Origin of the sequence: Exiguobacterium sp. s80 (genome assembly GCF_018618725.1) — a bacterium.
Taxonomy (GTDB): domain Bacteria; phylum Bacillota; class Bacilli; order Exiguobacteriales; family Exiguobacteriaceae; genus Exiguobacterium_A; species Exiguobacterium_A oxidotolerans.
This window is the reverse complement of record NZ_JACSMP010000008.1, coordinates 72621-89661: the sequence shown is the minus strand read 5'-3', so window position 1 is coordinate 89661 and position 17041 is coordinate 72621. Positions and strand designations below refer to the sequence as shown.

The 17041-nt window shown below is 47.3% G+C and carries 15 protein-coding genes; 13 read left to right on the top strand and 2 right to left on the bottom strand.

Features of this window, described 5'->3' with window-relative positions:
* Positions 1-11: 11 nt before the first annotated feature.
* From KNP94_RS13085 to KNP94_RS13045, 9 genes are all read left to right on the top strand, one after another.
* Positions 12-917, top strand: a complete 906-nt coding sequence (locus KNP94_RS13085; protein WP_215115783.1) for a hypothetical protein — start codon at positions 12-14, stop codon at positions 915-917.
* 123 nt (positions 918-1040) lie between these two features.
* Positions 1041-1712: a response regulator transcription factor gene (locus KNP94_RS13080; protein WP_215115782.1), complete on the top strand. Its 672-nt coding sequence runs from the start codon at positions 1041-1043 to the stop codon at positions 1710-1712.
* Positions 1709-3094: a sensor histidine kinase gene (locus tag KNP94_RS13075; RefSeq protein WP_215115781.1), complete on the top strand. Its 1386-nt coding sequence runs from the start codon at positions 1709-1711 to the stop codon at positions 3092-3094. Before KNP94_RS13080 ends, KNP94_RS13075 begins: the two co-directional genes overlap by 4 nt.
* Before the next feature lie 95 nt (positions 3095-3189).
* Positions 3190-3966 (top strand): DUF3919 family protein, encoded by a 777-nt coding sequence (locus KNP94_RS13070; RefSeq protein ID WP_215115780.1) that lies wholly within the window; start codon positions 3190-3192, stop codon positions 3964-3966.
* A complete protein-coding gene (locus KNP94_RS13065; RefSeq protein WP_215115779.1) occupies positions 3963-4952 on the top strand; it encodes an ABC transporter substrate-binding protein in 990 nt (329 codons plus the stop codon). The genes KNP94_RS13070 and KNP94_RS13065 overlap by 4 nt, the downstream gene beginning before the upstream one ends.
* 36 nt (positions 4953-4988) lie before the next feature.
* Positions 4989-6401: a hexose-6-phosphate:phosphate antiporter gene (uhpT, locus tag KNP94_RS13060; RefSeq protein WP_215115778.1), complete on the top strand. Its 1413-nt coding sequence runs from the start codon at positions 4989-4991 to the stop codon at positions 6399-6401.
* A gap of 520 nt (positions 6402-6921) precedes the next feature.
* Positions 6922-8451, top strand: a complete 1530-nt coding sequence (locus KNP94_RS13055) for an FAD-dependent oxidoreductase (protein ID WP_215115777.1) — start codon at positions 6922-6924, stop codon at positions 8449-8451.
* Between the two features lie 262 nt (positions 8452-8713).
* Entirely contained in the window at positions 8714-9733 is a 1020-nt protein-coding gene (desA, locus tag KNP94_RS13050) for a Delta(5) desaturase DesA (RefSeq protein WP_215115776.1), read from the top strand.
* 113 nt (positions 9734-9846) lie between these two features.
* On the top strand, positions 9847-10359 hold the full coding sequence (locus tag KNP94_RS13045) for a VanZ family protein (RefSeq protein ID WP_214846223.1): 513 nt from the start codon (positions 9847-9849) through the stop codon (positions 10357-10359).
* A 59-nt stretch (positions 10360-10418) separates the two neighbouring features.
* Here KNP94_RS13045 and KNP94_RS13040 read toward each other — a convergent pair whose 3' ends face one another.
* On the bottom strand, positions 10419-10613 hold the full coding sequence (locus KNP94_RS13040; RefSeq protein ID WP_215115775.1) for a hypothetical protein: 195 nt from the start codon (positions 10611-10613) through the stop codon (positions 10419-10421).
* Between the two features lie 383 nt (positions 10614-10996).
* Here KNP94_RS13040 and KNP94_RS13035 point away from each other — a divergent pair, with 383 nt between their 5' ends.
* Entirely contained in the window at positions 10997-12418 is a 1422-nt protein-coding gene (locus tag KNP94_RS13035) for an ankyrin repeat domain-containing protein (protein ID WP_251132659.1), read from the top strand.
* A 46-nt stretch (positions 12419-12464) separates the two neighbouring features.
* Here the strand turns inward: KNP94_RS13035 and KNP94_RS13030 are convergent, their stop codons facing one another.
* Positions 12465-14336: a bifunctional metallophosphatase/5'-nucleotidase gene (locus tag KNP94_RS13030; protein ID WP_215115774.1), complete on the bottom strand. Its 1872-nt coding sequence runs from the start codon at positions 14334-14336 to the stop codon at positions 12465-12467.
* A 373-nt stretch (positions 14337-14709) separates the two neighbouring features.
* Here KNP94_RS13030 and KNP94_RS13025 point away from each other — a divergent pair, with 373 nt between their 5' ends.
* The 3 genes from KNP94_RS13025 to KNP94_RS13015 all read left to right on the top strand — a co-directional run bounded on the left by KNP94_RS13025 (position 14710) and on the right by KNP94_RS13015 (position 16937).
* Positions 14710-14865, top strand: a complete 156-nt coding sequence (locus KNP94_RS13025) for a hypothetical protein (protein ID WP_215115773.1) — start codon at positions 14710-14712, stop codon at positions 14863-14865.
* A gap of 293 nt (positions 14866-15158) precedes the next feature.
* Positions 15159-15968: an ABC transporter permease gene (locus tag KNP94_RS13020; RefSeq protein WP_029331641.1), complete on the top strand. Its 810-nt coding sequence runs from the start codon at positions 15159-15161 to the stop codon at positions 15966-15968.
* A gap of 15 nt (positions 15969-15983) precedes the next feature.
* Positions 15984-16937 (top strand): ABC transporter ATP-binding protein, encoded by a 954-nt coding sequence (locus tag KNP94_RS13015; protein ID WP_215115772.1) that lies wholly within the window; start codon positions 15984-15986, stop codon positions 16935-16937.
* The last annotated feature ends 104 nt before the right edge of the window (positions 16938-17041 follow it).

Below are 17041 nucleotides of genomic sequence, written 5' to 3'. Positions count from 1 at the left end.
AGGAAATCCGGATGAAAAAAGTAGTTGTAGCTACAGCACTGGGTCTTATCATCAGTACACTACCGGTAGCAAGTGATTCGGTAGCGGCACTTAGTAAGACAGAGAAATCAATTGTTGATCGACAAATTGCCGCTTTGAAGAAAAGTAAACTATCGGGTGGATATAAACCGATCGATGTCCGATCCGTCTATCTACTTGGTGGAAAGTATCCCGAGACGTTTACGCTGTACGAACGATTCAACTCGAACACGTACATGAATGATGTTATCGGTAAAGCCCAAAAGTATGACGCGAAAAAGAAGAAATGGACGACGATTTATACGTATACGGATCGAGATACAGACTACTATGATGTTCGAGCGAAAGGAAAGCTCCTTGATACGAAAAAAGAACAACTCGTCATCGGACCCGCTGGTGGGAGTGGTGGATATGTAGTACCGATCCTCATCGGATCAACGGATGGGAAGACTATCAAAAAGATGTTCGAAGCAAAAGAAGCGTATCCATTCGGTCGGGCGCTGATTAAAGATAAAAAACTCTATCTTGGTTCGATGACGATCGTCCATGATGTCTACTCCTACAAAGGGAAGGCACTGAAGCATCGTGCCGGTACAGGAGCGGATGACCGGATTGTTGCCGGGAAGGTCTCTAACTATATGACGCTCGATTATTATGGCGGCAGCACGCATCTGACGAGTGGTAAAACGATGACACTCAAAAAAGGACAACGTTTCGGAATTGTTCGTAAATCGACGAAGGATACGAATCCATACGTCTATCGGGCATTTTCTTCAGGAGAAGGAAAGCTACAACTCGACGGGTACGGATTTAAAGCGATTAAGACTGGCGTCGAAAAATGGCACTTCGAACCAGACGCATATAGTGATGCTATTACGATGAAGTTTACAGTAAGATAAGTGCGAGCCAGTTGCTGATTGCTTTCAGGAGCTGGCTTTTTCGTTTGTTCTTCCAGTGTGATTGCAAGCGATTTCATGATACGCTGAGGGACAGAAAAACCTGTCCAGAAAGAAGGGATCCCTATGCATATTCTTGTCATCGATGATGAGGCGAGCATCCGCCATCTCGTCAAACTACAACTCGAGCTCGATGGTCAAACGGTCGAGTCGGCAGCCGATGGAGCAGCAGCACTTGCCCTACAGATGACGCAGACATTTGATTTGATCGTCCTCGATTTGATGCTTCCGGATACGACCGGCTTCGATTTGATTCCCCGTCTTCGAAAGATGACGCCTGACTTACCGATCTTGATGCTGACGGCGCGTGATCAGATGAACGATAAGATCATCGGGCTGCAGCTCGGAGTAGATGACTATATGACAAAACCGTTCAACGGAACAGAGCTCGTCTTACGTGTGAAAAATCTGTTGAAACGCGCGAAATCTCTAGCACCACCTGTACCCGTCGTGACGGATCCGTTTCTGTCCGTTGATCCGGAAGAACGGGTCATTCGTCTAGACGGACAACCATTGCCGCTGACATACCGGGAGTATGCGTTGCTCGCGCTCTTCCTGACGCATCCGAAACGTGTCTTCGAGCGTGATGAACTGCTCGAGCAAGTCTGGGGTTTTGACTTCTCTGGTCAGACCCGTGCTGTCGATATCATGGTCCAGCGTTTGCGGAAGAAGCTCGGAACGCAAGGCGAACGGATCAAGACGATTTACGGCGTCGGCTACAAGTGGATCGACGCATGAAGCTACGCCAGGTCATTACGGAAAACTTCGTCTTGCTTCTCGTTCCGGCTCTACTCGTCCTCTTCTTGATTCTCTACGCCTTCATTCAATCGAACCTGTACGAGAACGCCGTCGAGTCCGTCCAAAAACTGAGTCGGGAAGCCGATCTCTATACGACGAACTACCTCGTAAGCGAGGAGACGGACGCGCTCGCCGATACGGCAGTCCCGATCGCTTCGTATCTAGCGGATCGGTTCGATGCACGCGTTCAACTGTTCGGACCAAACGCGGAACTGCTTGCGGATTCAGAACGTGATCAATTACCGCTCCTCGCTAGTGATATCGATCAAGCATTGAAAGGGAAACCGAGTTATCTGTTCCTCAAGGAGACCGATGTTCCGGTGCTGTTTTTCTCAAGTCCACTGTACGGCAAGACGGACGTCATCGGATCGGTCCGTTTTCTCGTCGATCTCCGGACGGAAGCTGAACTGCTCAGGCAATTCACGTATGTCTTCGCCGGTGTGTTTCTGATCTTGATTGTGATTGCCGTCTGGACAGCGCGCCGGATGGCGAAGACGTTGATCGGACCAATCGACGATTTACGGAGCGTATCGCATGCCTTGACGAAAGGGCACTATGCGCATGCGTTGCCCGCGTATCCGTATGAAGAACTGAATCGACTGGCGGCAGACTTCTCGACGCTTGCTGACGCAATCCAACATAACATCGGACAGCTCGAACAACAAAGAAGCGACCAACAGACGTTCATTGATCACATCACCCATGAACTGCGAACACCGATGACGGCGATCATGGGCTATGTCGAGTTGATTCCGAAGCTGCCGCCTGATGAAGCTGCGAATTGCTATCACTATATCGAAGTCGAAAGTCAGCGATTGCTACGACTCGTCTCACATAATCTCGAGCAGGCAAAACAGCAACGTAACGAACGCCAGGTGACGTCGACGATGTTCGCGCTCGATGCTTTGCTTATAGACGCCTTATTCATCATGCAACTGCGGCTCGATGGACAAGGGATCCAAGTTGAACGAGAGGTTCCGTCTATTTACGTGCTCGGGCAACCCGATCAGACGAAACAGGTCTTGTTGAACTTACTTGAGAATGCCGTCAAATATAGTGATGCGATGACGGTGACGTTTGCGGTACTTACCACGAATACGACGTTGCAACTTATCATGACGGATGATGGAATCGGTATTGATCCGGTGGTCCTTGCAGAATGGGAAGAAGAACAGCACAGTCTGACGAGTGCGAACGGAAATGGACTCGGTCTACCGCTCTGCCGGCGTTTGATGCAAGAACAAGGTGGCGACTTCACGCTTGAGAGTGATACGAGTGGGACACGCGTTATGTTGACATTCCGCTTAGCGAACCAGACGTAATGTAATCGCTTACAAATGATACATTTACGAAACAATTCGACCGGATTTATGAAACAATTGCCCGGTAATCTAAGAATCAAGCAAGGAGAGGAATCATGAAAGCATCGACCATCGCATATCTCTTCCTGATGGGCATCTTGTTTGCCCTTGGTCTTCTTTTGCTTCAGCAGACGGTCTTCGGACGCTTACATGTCCTTGATGGACCGAAACGGCTGAATGCTTCCGATGACTCGATCCCGACCGAGTTGACGTTACGTCACCGGTCATGGGGCGAGCAAACGGTAGAAGACGGGACGGAAGTCCAGCGCATCACGACTCTTTTGAAGCAAATGAAGACGGTGACAAACGGTACGTGTCCGGCAGGTAAGGAAACGTTCAATGGAACGCTTCGTTTCTTAAACGGCACGACGTGGACGTTTTCGCTTGGAGAAAACATGACGCTAAACGGGCGATGTGTCGCAAAACGTCCAAGTACTGAGACGACGACACTGAAAGCACGGTTCTTGAACGCGTATCACGAACCGGAACAGCTCGCGCGTCAGTTCGCCGAGGCGGAAGTCGTAACGTGGTATGAAGCAGGGAAATCTCGTTCTTTGACTGCAAGCGAGCGAGAAGACGTTAAACGTCGTCTGACGCAGGCAGAGCCGATGACGGACTACGAAGAAGTCAGTCAGGCGCTTGATGCCAGTCAGGGACAGCCGCGCATTCTTAAGCTCCAGCGGTTCAAGAGTGAGCAGAACACGCGTGCCAACCTAATGAATATCACCGTATATGAGACATTGTTCAGTGTCCAGTACATGGATGATGACAATGGGAACACCTTCTATTTGAGAAGACAACTCCTGCCGACAGAGAAGGAGGCGGGACGATGAAAAAAGGAATGCTCTTCTTGCTGAGTATCATTTGTCTTATGAGCATTTGGATCGTCCGAAACAATGAACAGACGAAGCAAGGGACAGCCGCGCGGGAGACAGTTCCGCATTTGACGGCGTACGTTTCTGCGAAAGAGGATATCGGACGCGCATTGTTATCATCGTATTGTAAACAATCGGGGTGTACGTATGAGTTCGTGCGTCTCTCGACGGAGGAACTCGTCCGACGCGTGACGAAGGAAGCGGATCATCCACGAGCCGACGTCATCATCGGTGGGACATGGGATGCCCATCAGACGCTTAAACAACGTGGTTTATCGACACCATTCCCGAGTGATATGGATCAAGCGGAACTGCAAGATCCGGATCGCTACTGGATCGGTTATGAAGTCGAGCGTCTCGCGATTGTCATCAACACGGATGTCTGGAATGAACGATTTGGGGCAACGCCTTATCCGAAGACGCTCGCTGACTTGACGGCGAAACAGTACCAGGATGAATTAATCTTGCCGGACCCGAATCATTCTGGTACGGGGGCGACGATTCTGCAAGCTGTCTTTGAAGGATACGGAACAAAAGCGGAAGATATCTTACACCAATTGATCGAGCGAACACGTCTATTTACGACGAATGGTTTTGCGCCGACTTCGTATGTAGCAAGTGGGGAAGCCGTGCTTGGGGTCAATTTCATCGGGGATCAACAATCACTACGTGAAAAGTATTATCCGGTCAAGAGCATCCCGCTTGATACGTATTCGATCAACGCGATCTCGAAGTTAAAGGGACGGACGCAACAGAAGCAGGCGAATGCCTTCATGCGTTTTGTGCTTTCTTCTGACGGTCAGGCAATCCTACGGAAAGTATCGTTCGGTACACCGACCTATGCGATCGCGAAGACACAACCGATCCAGCAAAACATCGGACAGGATATCGTCGCCGATTACCGGGACTATCTCCGTCGATTCAATCAGCTCCAGGACAAATGATGCGAAGACTCTGATTCATGATAGGGGAAATGGAAGATGGGATTCTTCAGCATCAAAAAATTGCCGAATGCCGGCATACCGATTGAAGTACAACGGAAACAATGGTTGCAGCAATTTTTAAAAGCATTTTTAGTCGTCTTCTTTTCATATATGGCGATGTACCTAATTCGAAATAACTTTAAAGCCGCACAACCGCTTCTAAAAGAAGAACTCGGTTTCACGACAACTGAACTCGGATATATCGGCTTCGCTTTCTCGATTACATACGGGATTGGGAAGACGTTGCTCGGGTACTTCGTAGACGGTAAAAACACGAAACGCGTCATCTCATTCTTATTGATTTTGTCTTCTTTAATCGTGACAGCCATGGGGATGTTGATGAGTGCCGGAGGAAGTCCTGTCGGTCTCCTGATGGTATTGTGGGGGATGAGTGGATTCTTCCAATCGGTCGGAGGACCGTCATCCTATTCGACGATTGCCCGCTGGACACCGTTTGAAAAACGTGGACGTTACCTTGGTTTTTGGAACGTCTCACACAACATCGGTGGTGCGATTGCCGGTGGTCTTGCGCTTTGGGGAGCAAACGTCTTCTTTAACGGAAGTGTCGTCGGGATGTTCATCTTCCCTGCTGCGATTGCTCTCGTCATCGGGATCGTTGGTCTGTTCATCGGGAAGGATGATCCGGAGGAACTCGGGTGGAACAGGAGTGAGGAAATTTTCGAGGAACCGATCGAACCGGTGAACATTGCTGCAGAAAGCATGACGAAGTGGCAAGTCTTCAAGACGTATGTCATCTCGAATCCGTGGATTTGGACGCTCTGTATCGCGAACGTCTTCGTCTATATTGTCCGGATTGGGATCGATAACTGGGCACCGCTCTATGTTACGGAACACTTGCACTTCAGTACGGAGAGTGCCGTCAATACGATCTTCTTCTTTGAAATCGGTGCGTTATGCGGCAGTATGATTTGGGGGTATGTGTCCGATTTACTCAAAGGACGCCGAGCGCTTGTCGCAGCGATCTGTCTCATGCTGACGGCAGTCGCAGTCCTTGGTTATCGTTACGGTACGAGTGAAGTCATGATTTACACTTCATTGTTCGCACTCGGTGCCCTCATCTACGGACCACAGCTCTTGATCGGTGTCTCGGTCATCAGCTTCGCACCGAAGCAAGCGACAACGGTCACGAACGGAATGGTCGGAACGTTCGGCTACTTGTTTGGTGATTCAATCGCGAAAGTCGGTTTAGCAAAAATCGCTGACCCAGAAACGAATGGTTTAACGATCGGCTCAGTTACATTACACGGCTGGAGCGATACGTTCGTCATCTTCAATGCTGCGTTACTGTTCGGTTTGATTGCCCTTGCAATCGTCGCTGTCGTCGAGGAGAAAAAGATTCGTCGGCTTGGGAAGCTCGAAAAACAAACAAAAGAAAAATTGAGTTCTTGAAGACAATGACTTCTATTTCATCGAAGTCACGGATTTTAGATAAAAAAGATGGAAAGTCACTTGAATGTGGTTTCCCATCTTTTTTTGTCTCTCTCTTTCCTTTTTATTTTTAAATATAGTTTGTCAAATCAAGTACAACATTTCTTAATTAAGGCATTTACTTTGTCTTCTACCGATTCAGACAAGTGTTTGATTAATTCTACATGAGGTCGTACACTTTTTGTGTTTTCTTCTAAGTGTTGTACTTAATATTACAATTCGTCATATAAATATGCTCCATTAACCAAAATTTAAAAATAGATTACAAATTTTGTTTTTGGAAATGATTATTTATCAAGAAGATATAATATGAAATCGGCGAGTAAAAATAAATAATCGTATATAACGCGAAAGAAAATAGCTCTGTTCTAGATAGTTCATTTTCTTTGAAAAATACAGAATGTGAATGTTTTTGTGAGGGGAGGGTAAAAGTAAATGTTAGTTATATGAAAAGAAACCAATACTTACGGAGGCGGAAAAAATGAAGCGACTTGACGGATTTCCAACATCATACTGGCGCACTTCGATTGAACATACGACTTATCCGAAATTAGAAACAGACAGTACGACGGAGATCGTCATCGTCGGTGCCGGCATCGCAGGACTCGTCGCAGCTGTCCAGTTGATTGATTCCGGATACGCCGTGATGCTGCTTGAAGCGGATCAAGTCGCGAGCGGGACGACCGGGTATACGACGGCAAAAGTCTCATCGCAACACGGATTGATTTATGATCAATTGATTCAGACGATCGGCCAAGAGAAAGCACGTCTCTATTTTCAAGCGAATGAAGAAGCGATTGGTTTTTTACGTGAGCAGGTCGAACGACTCGGCATCGACTGCGAGCTTGAGACGCAGGATGCGTACCTGTACGTCGCGTCCTCAAAAGAAAAGGCCAGTCAACTCGAAAAAGAAATCGAAGCCTATGCCCGACTCGGAATGGACGGGGGAGAGGCGACGGCGGAAGTGCAAGCGAAGTTGCCCTATCCGGTTGAAAAAGCAGTCGTCTTACGTAATCAAGCCCAGTTCCATCCCGTTAAGTACTTACAAGGACTCGCACGGTACTTCACGGCAAATGGCGGTAAGTTATATGAACAGACACGAGCCGTGTCGGTCGAGACAAAGCGGACGCCGACCGTCGTCGTTGAGAACGGACGTAAAATCGAAGCGAAAAAGGTCATCGTCGCCTCGCATTTCCCGTTCAATGATTTAAAAGGGCTCTATTTTTCAAAACTCGAAGTCCACCGGTCGTATATCGTCTCCGGCTTCGTCGATGCAACGTTTCCGGACGGTATGTTCATGAGTGCCGATCAACCGAGTCGCTCCCTCCGGCATGCAAAGACGACAGATGGACGAACGCTCGGTTTCTTCGGTGGTGAAAACCATTTGTCGGGACACGAGACGCATACGAAAGCCAATTATCAAACGTTGGCGCAGTTCGCGGAAAACGAGTTCGGGGTCGAAGCAATCGAACAGTTTTGGTCGGCACAAGATTTGATTTCACTCGATAAAGTCCCGTATGTCGGTCAAATGACGAGTGACGATTCGAACCTGTTCGTCGCAACAGGATTCGCAAAGTGGGGAATGACGAACGGGATCGCGGCAGGTCGTCTCTTAGCCGATCTATTGACCGGGAAATCAAACCGCTACCGGTCCTTGTTCGATCCGAACCGGTCGAAGTTGAGCAAGCAGGATGCGAAACAGTTCGTCAAAAACAATGCTGATGTCGCGCTCGAACTCGTCAAAGGGAAAGTCGCACGTGGCGAGAAAGAGGCGGAGGCGTTAGCACGTGACGAAGGTGGACTCGTCCGCCACGACGGGAAGACGGTCGGCGGGTACCGGGACGAGACGGGTGAACTGCATCTCGTCAAGACGACCTGTACGCATCTCGGTTGCGACGTCAAGTGGAACGACGGGGAACGGTCATGGGATTGTCCGTGTCATGGCTCACGGTTCGATTACGAAGGAAATGTGCTCGAAGGGCCGGCCGTTAAGCCGCTGAAAAGAATGTAACGACAGCCAAAAGGCTCACGATGCGTCGTGGGTTTTTTTGTCGTATCTTCATCAATTCGAGAATTCCTGCTTTATTTTTTATAACATGTGCTATAATTACCTGGTATAAAAAATATTTAAGCGTATAACTATATCGGTCGGGTCGAGTATCATGTGGATGTTAAGAATTCACCATCACGAACGCCGTTTCCTGGTTTCATTCAAGCACATCATCTCATTAGCGTCGTGAACGCTGTAACCGAATTCGAGGAGGAAGCAACACATGAGTAAAGAAAAAATCGCCCAGCTTCGTAAACATGTCTCGCCGTTTGAAAAGGCAGACATCAAAGCGAGTGTCAGGCAGATGATCAACACGATCCTACCGTTTCTCGTCGCTTGGTTTCTCGCCTACCAAGCACTCAAAATCTCAGTCTGGCTTGCGGTTCCGCTTGCGATCGTCGCAGCCGGGTTCGTCGTCCGGACATTCATCATCTTCCATGACTGTACGCACGGGTCATTCTTCAAAAACAAGAAAGCAAATGCGATCGTCGGGACAATCACAGGAATCTTGACGTTATTCCCATATGAAAAATGGAAACGCGAGCATTCGATCCACCATGCGTCGAGTGGTAACCTCGATAAACGTGGCGTCGGTGACATTTGGGTCATGACGATCGAAGAGTATGTCGAAGCATCGAAATGGACACGGTTGAAGTATCGTCTCTACCGGAACCCGCTCGTCATGTTCGGTCTCGGACCATTGCTGTTGATTCTCGTCGTCAGTCGCTTTAACCGGAAGGACGCACGGAAAAAAGAACGCATCAACACACACGTCATCAATGCGTCACTCGTCGTCTTATATGCCGTCATGATTTATATCGTCGGTTGGCAGGCCTTCTTGATTATTCAAGGAACAACGATGTTCACAGCGGGCGTGCTCGGGATTTGGTTGTTCTACGTCCAGCATACGTTCGAAGACTCGTATTTCGAGGATGAAAGCGAATGGGACTACGTCAAAGCGGCGATCGAAGGAAGCTCGTACTACGAGTTGCCGAAAGTCTTACAGTGGGTGACAGGGAACATCGGCTTCCACCACGTCCACCACTTAAGTCCACGTGTGCCGAACTATCATCTAGAAAAAGCCCACACGGCGACACCACCCCTTCAAAAAGCAACGACGATCGGCTTGTTCTCGAGTCTCAAGTCGCTTCGTTATAAACTATATGATGCTAAAAATAAAACGTTCGTGACGTTCCGCGAAGTCAAACATCTGTTGCGTGAACCGAAAACATCTATATCCTAAGCAAAGTGCTCACCTGTTAAACGGGTGAGCGCTTTTTTGTCTCCGTCTTTAGGCGTAGGTTCCAAGTCGTTTTTCATGGTAAGCTATTCCGATAGTAGAAGGAGGGATGCTACATGCGCCGGATACCGATTGCCTATGTCACAGGAGGCGCCATCCTGTTAGCATTGTTTGGTTTTAGCTCGATGACGTATGAACAACAATCCTTGATTCCATTTTTGACGAACCATGTCCCGCTCGGCTGGGTCGATGCGTTTTCGTTCGTCTCGTTTCATTATGAAGTCCCGATCAGTGTCGCAGCACTCGGACCGGCCGCATTCGTCGAGTTCTTCATCCGCAAAGGCATGCACGCGGGTCTGTTTTTCGTCCTCGGTGTCAGTCTGGTCCATTTGTTGCGGATGCGACGTTATCGCCCGGTCCCCGCTGCCTTTTTTGCTTTTACGACAGCAATGACCGTCGGCGTGCTCGATGAGTTCCATCAACTCTTGACCGGTGGACGGACGCCTCTCGTCGGTGACGTCTTAATTGACGGGAGCGGGGCGTTCGTCGGAATCCTGCTTTACACGGGACTCCGGCTTTTCCTGAAGGCGGACCGGATCGTCAAAACGGACTATCAACGAACGAGCTAACCAAAACATCCCCCGTTCCCTCAACAATAGTTGAGAAGACGGGGGATGTTTTGATTCAGTTAAAAGCGTTGGACCCACTCGATTTTGTATTGTGTCCGGCCGTTCTCTTTTCGAAGCATGTTGTCTGCTTTTTTGCGGGCAGTCGTGTGATCACTCGCCCGGATGATTAGGCGATTGGTATCGACGATTTCTTCGCGTTCGATGACATGGTATTGGATGGTATATTCTTTGTTGAACAGATTCAGTAATCCCATGAAATTAAATACCATATTCTTCATTAAGATAGTTATTATATGGTATTTAAAAAAGGGTGGAAATCTAAAATAGTGGCTTTCGTCTCTTTTTATAATAAATAGTATATGAGTCGAATGATTTAGTGGTTTTTTTGATCAGAATGACGATAAAGCGTGATGAAATGCGAGATTGTTCTGAAAATTATTATTTTTGAATATTTTTTGAAATGAAATCCTGAATCATTTGACCCATTCAGAAAGTCTCGTACTCTAAGCGGAAGATATATTTAGATAGTTTGTTTGAGGATTAACAATAATTAACTTGGAATCCGTTTGGGATTATCGGTATGATAGGGAAGAGTGGTGAAGAGGCCATTCGTGAAGAAAGGGGTCGAAGACTGACCATGCACGACATCAATGAAACGAATCAATCAACCCGTCAAAAGGAACCGGTTGTAAGACGCGAGCATGTGTATTTTTGGTTGCTGCTCCTGACGTCAATCGTGACGGCATGCGGCATACTCGTTCTCATCATCGAATTTCCGATGGTTGGACTGATGATAGTAAGTGGAGTGGTTTTAGTACTCGGACTGGTTGTGATGAGAAAGTGGATCCAGCTGACGGCGTTACGGAGTGAACAAGTTTGTGTGAGTGACGTCTTGTTTTACGATCTTCAATCCCGAGTCGCGCATCAGGCGAAAGAACTCGGACTTTGGCGGATGCCGGAGACTTATTTGATCGACCATCCACAGCTGACGACACCACGAATCGTCTATTTTTTGCAAAAGTATACGCTGTTGCTTCCGGCATCGTACCAGTCGCTTGACGATACCGGTGAATTTTTGATCATCCGAGAACTCGCGCACGTCAAACGGAATCATCATGAAAAACGTCTTGTCCTCTTGCTCGGAAGCTGGGTGCCCTTTTTACGCGCGGCCTATGTACGTGCCTGTGAGGAAACGGTCGATCGGATGGCGCTTCGACGGGTCCCGCGTGACGTTGCCGTACGTGGCATCATCAGTTCGACGGTCGGTCGGGCGATGGTGGAAAATCTTGATATGAACGTCTACATAACAGAAAAACAAGCAAGGGCATCACTCGCGACAGAAATCGCACAACTGTTTCGGAAGCAACCGGACGTCTTACGGCGTCTACAAGCGACCGGAATCGATACTGCGCATCGGCAGACGATACGTTGGGTCGTCCGAGGGCTCGTCATGAGCGGAACGCTGGTCGCGCTCTTAGGGCTTGCTGTCGTCGGTCGACAAGTCCCGCAACTGTTTGCTGACTTGACGACATTCGTCGAACAAGAAGCCGGAATCGAGCAGGACTTAGGTGAAACGGAACTGATGGCGGCGATTCAAAAGGGGACGCTCGAGGAAATCGCACAGCTGTTACCGACGAGTGATATGCAGGCCGTCGATGCTGACGGTGATACGGCCCTGCATTACCTCGGATACCGAAAGTCGAGTAAGGGGCTTGAAGGTGTGTTTGACGCCTTGATTAAAGCCGGCAGCGACGTCGATGCGATCAACGACTTCGGGGAGCGACCGTTCATCACGGCCGTCTACAGTAACAATCAGGAACTCGTCGCCTTGTACTTGAAGCAAGGTGAGAAAATTGATCAGCAAGACGAGGACGGCTATACCCCACTCCACCATGCCGTTGAAGGCGAAGGCAAGCAGACCGTCAAGCTGTTGCTTGAGAAAGGGGCCGACCCGACGATTAAAAATGATGAAGGCTATACACCGTTAATGCTTGCGGAAGAATATGAACTCGACGACATCATTCTTTTACTGAAACAAAATGTACCGCAAACGTTATGAAAAAAGACGCTCTCCCGGTAAAGGGAAAGCGTCTTTTCGTTGTTTCTTAGTTTGGCATCGTTGCTGTATCGACGATGCGTCCTTCAATTTTGTAATCGACTTCTTTAAGTGATGCTGTGAAGTCGCGGAGGTTCTCCCAGTCCGAGAGACCGAGATCCGTGACGCGTCCATCTGCATAAGCAGTTGCGAATGGTGTGAGACCGTCGCCGCCCTTCGCAGTGAAAGCGTTCGTCGCGATGACGTACGTCTTCGCAGGATCGATTGCTTCAAGTGTCCCGTTGTTGTCGACTTCCATCTTCGTGACACGTTCGCCCTTAACATTTTTGCTGTTATATTCGAATTTCATACCCGATACATGGAGGAACCCACCGTTTTCGACTGGAGCGACACCGATGCTGATTTCAAGGAGGTCCTTGATTTCTGCACCTGTCATTTTCGCAGTCGCGAGTGTGTTACCGAACGGGAGTGTCGTTAAGACTTCACCGACTGTGAGTGGTCCGGCATTGATTGCTGCCCGGATACCGCCGCCGTTTTGCATCGCGATGACAGCATCTTTGTTGTATTCTTTAGCTTTTTTGAGCATGCCGTCTGTGATCAAGTTACCGAGTGCCGTCTCGCTGTTACGGACACTGACTTCGCCACGCGGGTTTGTGAGTTCATTGACGATGTTCGCCCCGACTTCTTCATTTTTAAGCTCAGCGATTTGATCCGCATATGGTTTGAGGATTTCGGCAGCTTTCGCGTCTTCTGCTGCTTTAGAAACGTCGATCAGCGAACCACTGTACTCTGTTAATTTCCCTTTGTAGTCGAACGTCAAATCGAGATTTCCGAGGAAATCACCGTATTGATACGCTTGAGCGATGATTGTCGGTTCTGTTTTACCTGGAACGTCTTCTCCATCGATGACGACTGGCGCTTCAAGTTTCGAGTGCGAGTGTCCTCCGACGATGACGTCGATTCCGTCAACGTTACGTGCGAGCAATTGATCGTTGTCGACTGCAGCATTATCATCGAAACCGATGTGTGTCAACGCGACGATTTTATTGACGCCACGGTCTTCGAGTTTCTTGACGGCTGTTTTTGCGCTCTCGATGTAGTTCGCGAAAGCGACCGTACCCGGACTTGAAATTTCTGCTGTCTCTTCTGTCGTTAACCCGAAGAAGCCGATTTTTTGTCCTTTGTATTCTTTAATTACACTTTGGTAAATTCGCCCATTATAAGGTTTAAATGTAGTTTTGTTCGATTGAAGACCCGCGAGAAGTTCGTTTTTACTGAAGTCGACATTCGCCGAAATGAATGGGAATTGTGCATTCGTAATAAAGTCTTTTAGAGATTGATGGTTGTCTTGGTCACCGAGATCGAACTCGTGGTTACCGAACGTCATCAAATCGTAGTTCATGTAGTTCATCAACTCAAGGTCAGCCTGACCACGGAATTTATTGAAATAGAGTGAGCCTGAGAAGACATCCCCTGCATCAAGTAAGAGGGATGGTTGACCAGCTGTTTCATAGCTTGCACGAAGATTTTTGATGACAGTTGCACGTTTCGCTGCTTTGTCAAGATTCGCGTGTGTGTCGTTCGTGTGGAGTAAACCGATTGAGAAATCTTCTTTTTTGGAATTATGCACAATAATTAATTTGATTTCAATTGGAGCTTGTTTTTTACCATAGACACCTTCAACGGTTTGGAGACGGTTGAATTTTTTTGTGTCGTACGATTCCCACGTGATTTTATCACCAAGATATGTAGCTGGTAATTTGACAACTTCTCCATTTTTGAAGACGAGTGTCTTTAGTTTGACCGTTTTGACTTTGACAGGTGTTGCAGCAGAAACAGTAGTTTGCGCAACCGGCACGATTGCCGATGTCGTCAAGGCGACAGCGACAGCTGCCGCGTAAAGCGGTTTTGATTTGGACATACGTAGAAATCCTCCTTCAAAGTGGGTATATGAATGCAAGGTCAAAATGCGATCGTTGACCTCTTCTTCTACTATAAGTGTTTTGGGAAGCACTGTGCGGATAATGTTTTGTAAAAAACGTAAATTCTTAGGTCGGACGACGGGACAACCGATTGGAGAGGTTTGCTTGTTAGACTGCAGACACTGAAAAAGTGAGTGAAAAACAAATAATAACGCTTTCATTATATGTCGGATTAGTTCAAAAGGGAATAAAAAACTATGAGAAGTTTATGGAGAATTCCCATTTTTTGATAAATTCCTTGTGGTTTTTAGTGATCCTCTCTTGTATAATATAAAGTAATGGACTAACGTGTGAAAGGATGATCAACTAAAAATGAATGAAGCAATTCGAGGGAGTTTAGTCGTCTTGATCCTCTGTTTGATGATTGTCTTACTCGGATGGGGATTATCTTCACCTCCGACGACGATTGGTAGTACAAATGTAATCAATTTAGAGCTGTCTCCGTTATGTGTCTCAGGACATCGATGAAGGCAGTTTTTTTGTTGTTTTGAAAGCTACAGTTTGGTGTCGATTTCTTCAATAGATTGACATGATTTTTAACGATGGCTAGAATTGATAAAGTGTATAATAAATATCACCTATTTTAAATATGAAGAGATTCATTCAATACGAAGGAGGAATGGTGTGATTAGGCAGTTATGATGAACTGTGAACGAAAGTAGATTCGTTTGATAACATCGCGAATTTGAGGTCGTCATTTTTAAACTAGAAGTAACGCAACTAAAATACATGTACCTTTATGGATCGGAAGGAACTTAATTATGTTGAAAGAAATGAAAAACATCATCCGCGAACAAATAGAGAATTTTCCATTGATTCGGCGCCTAGCACGATATGAAATTAAGTCAGCGCACGCGGAGCAACGTCTTGGTCTTTTATGGGAACTGCTTAACCCTGGTCTTCAAATCCTGATTTATTGGTTTGTTTTTGGTGTCGGTCTTCGTGGGAATAAGAACGTCGATGGCAATATTCCATTTATCGTTTGGCTTCTCTGTGGAATTGTAGTTTGGTTTTTCATCAACGATGCGCTATTACGCGGATCGAATTCAATAAACGCTCGACTTGCGATGGTGACGAAGATGAAGTTCCCGATGAGTGCCATTCCATCCTATGTAATCCTCTCAAGGATGTATCAACATTTCGCAATGTTATTGATAGTTTTGATTGTTATACTACTCAATGGCATCCCGATGACGTGGAAGCTATTTCAACTACCTTACTATATGGTAGCAACCTATATATTTGTCTATGCATTCTCACTTCTTTTCTCAACGTTGGTTACACTCGTTAAAGACATTCAGCTTTTCTTACAATCAGTGATGCGAATGTTCTTTTATGTGACACCAATTTTATGGAATATCGATCGTTTTCCGGATGTCTTACACGGTGTATTACGTCTTAATCCAATTTTTTATCTTGTTGAGGGTTATCGAGCAAGTTTACTCGGTGGCAACTGGGTCTGGCAGGAATGGGCAACAGGACTTTATTTTTGGAGCGTGACGCTTCTATTGTTCACAGCCGGAACGTACTTACACATCAAGTTCCGAAAATCATTCACCGAGCTTGTTTAAAGGAAGGAAATCGCTATGTCTATGATAAAACTCGAACATGTCACGAAACGCTTTGACATGGTTACGACGACGAAAGAAAAATTTAAGTTGTTATTCAAAAGTAAAAGCAAGAGCGTGAAGACGTTCACGGCACTCCGTGACGTCACGCTCGACATCGGATCAGGAGAAGTCGTCGGTCTCGTCGGCATCAATGGTTCTGGTAAGTCAACGTTATCGAACTTGATCTCAGGTATTATCTATGCGAACGAAGGCGACGTCGAAATCAATGGTGACGTCGCAATCATCGCCGTTTCGCAAGGACTGAAGGGTGTCTTGACGGGGCGCGAGAACATCCGACTCAAATGTTTGATGCTTGGGATGGACGACGCGGAAATCGAACGTCGGATGCCAGGTATCATTGATTTCGCGGACATCGGAGACTTCATCGATCAACCGATTAAGAAATATTCGAGCGGGATGAAGTCGCGTCTCGGCTTCGCAATCGCGGTCAACGTCGATGCTGATATTTTGATCGTCGATGAAGCGTTATCGGTCGGGGACCAAACGTTCTACAACCGTTGTATCGATAAGATGAATGAATTTAAGGATGAAGGCAAGACAATCATCTTCGTCAGTCACTCGTTGTCGCAAATCGGTAATTTCTGTGAGCGCGTCGTCTGGCTCGAGTACGGTCAAGTCAAACTCGACGGGACGACGAAAGAAGTCGTGCCGCAGTATAAGCAGTTCTTGACGTCATACAAGAAACTGTCGAAAGATGAGCAACATCAGTACCGCAAAGATCGCTTAAAGGAACAAGCAGAAAACGCGACACCGCGTAAGCAGAACGTCGATGCTGAAGATACGGTCAAACATCCAGGCTGGATCTTGTCCGGACTCGGACTGCTCGTACTCGCAGCCGGCAGTGTGATGGTCATCGATGAAACGCCATCGTTTGCATCACTGACTGACGCAATCGCCAACCTATTTTAAACACCGACGACCAGTGATACGTTTTGTGTCACTGGTCTTTTTTTGTCGAGGAAACAGGGAAACACGAATCAAAAAAAGAAGTAGTACAACGGACAGTACAGCGT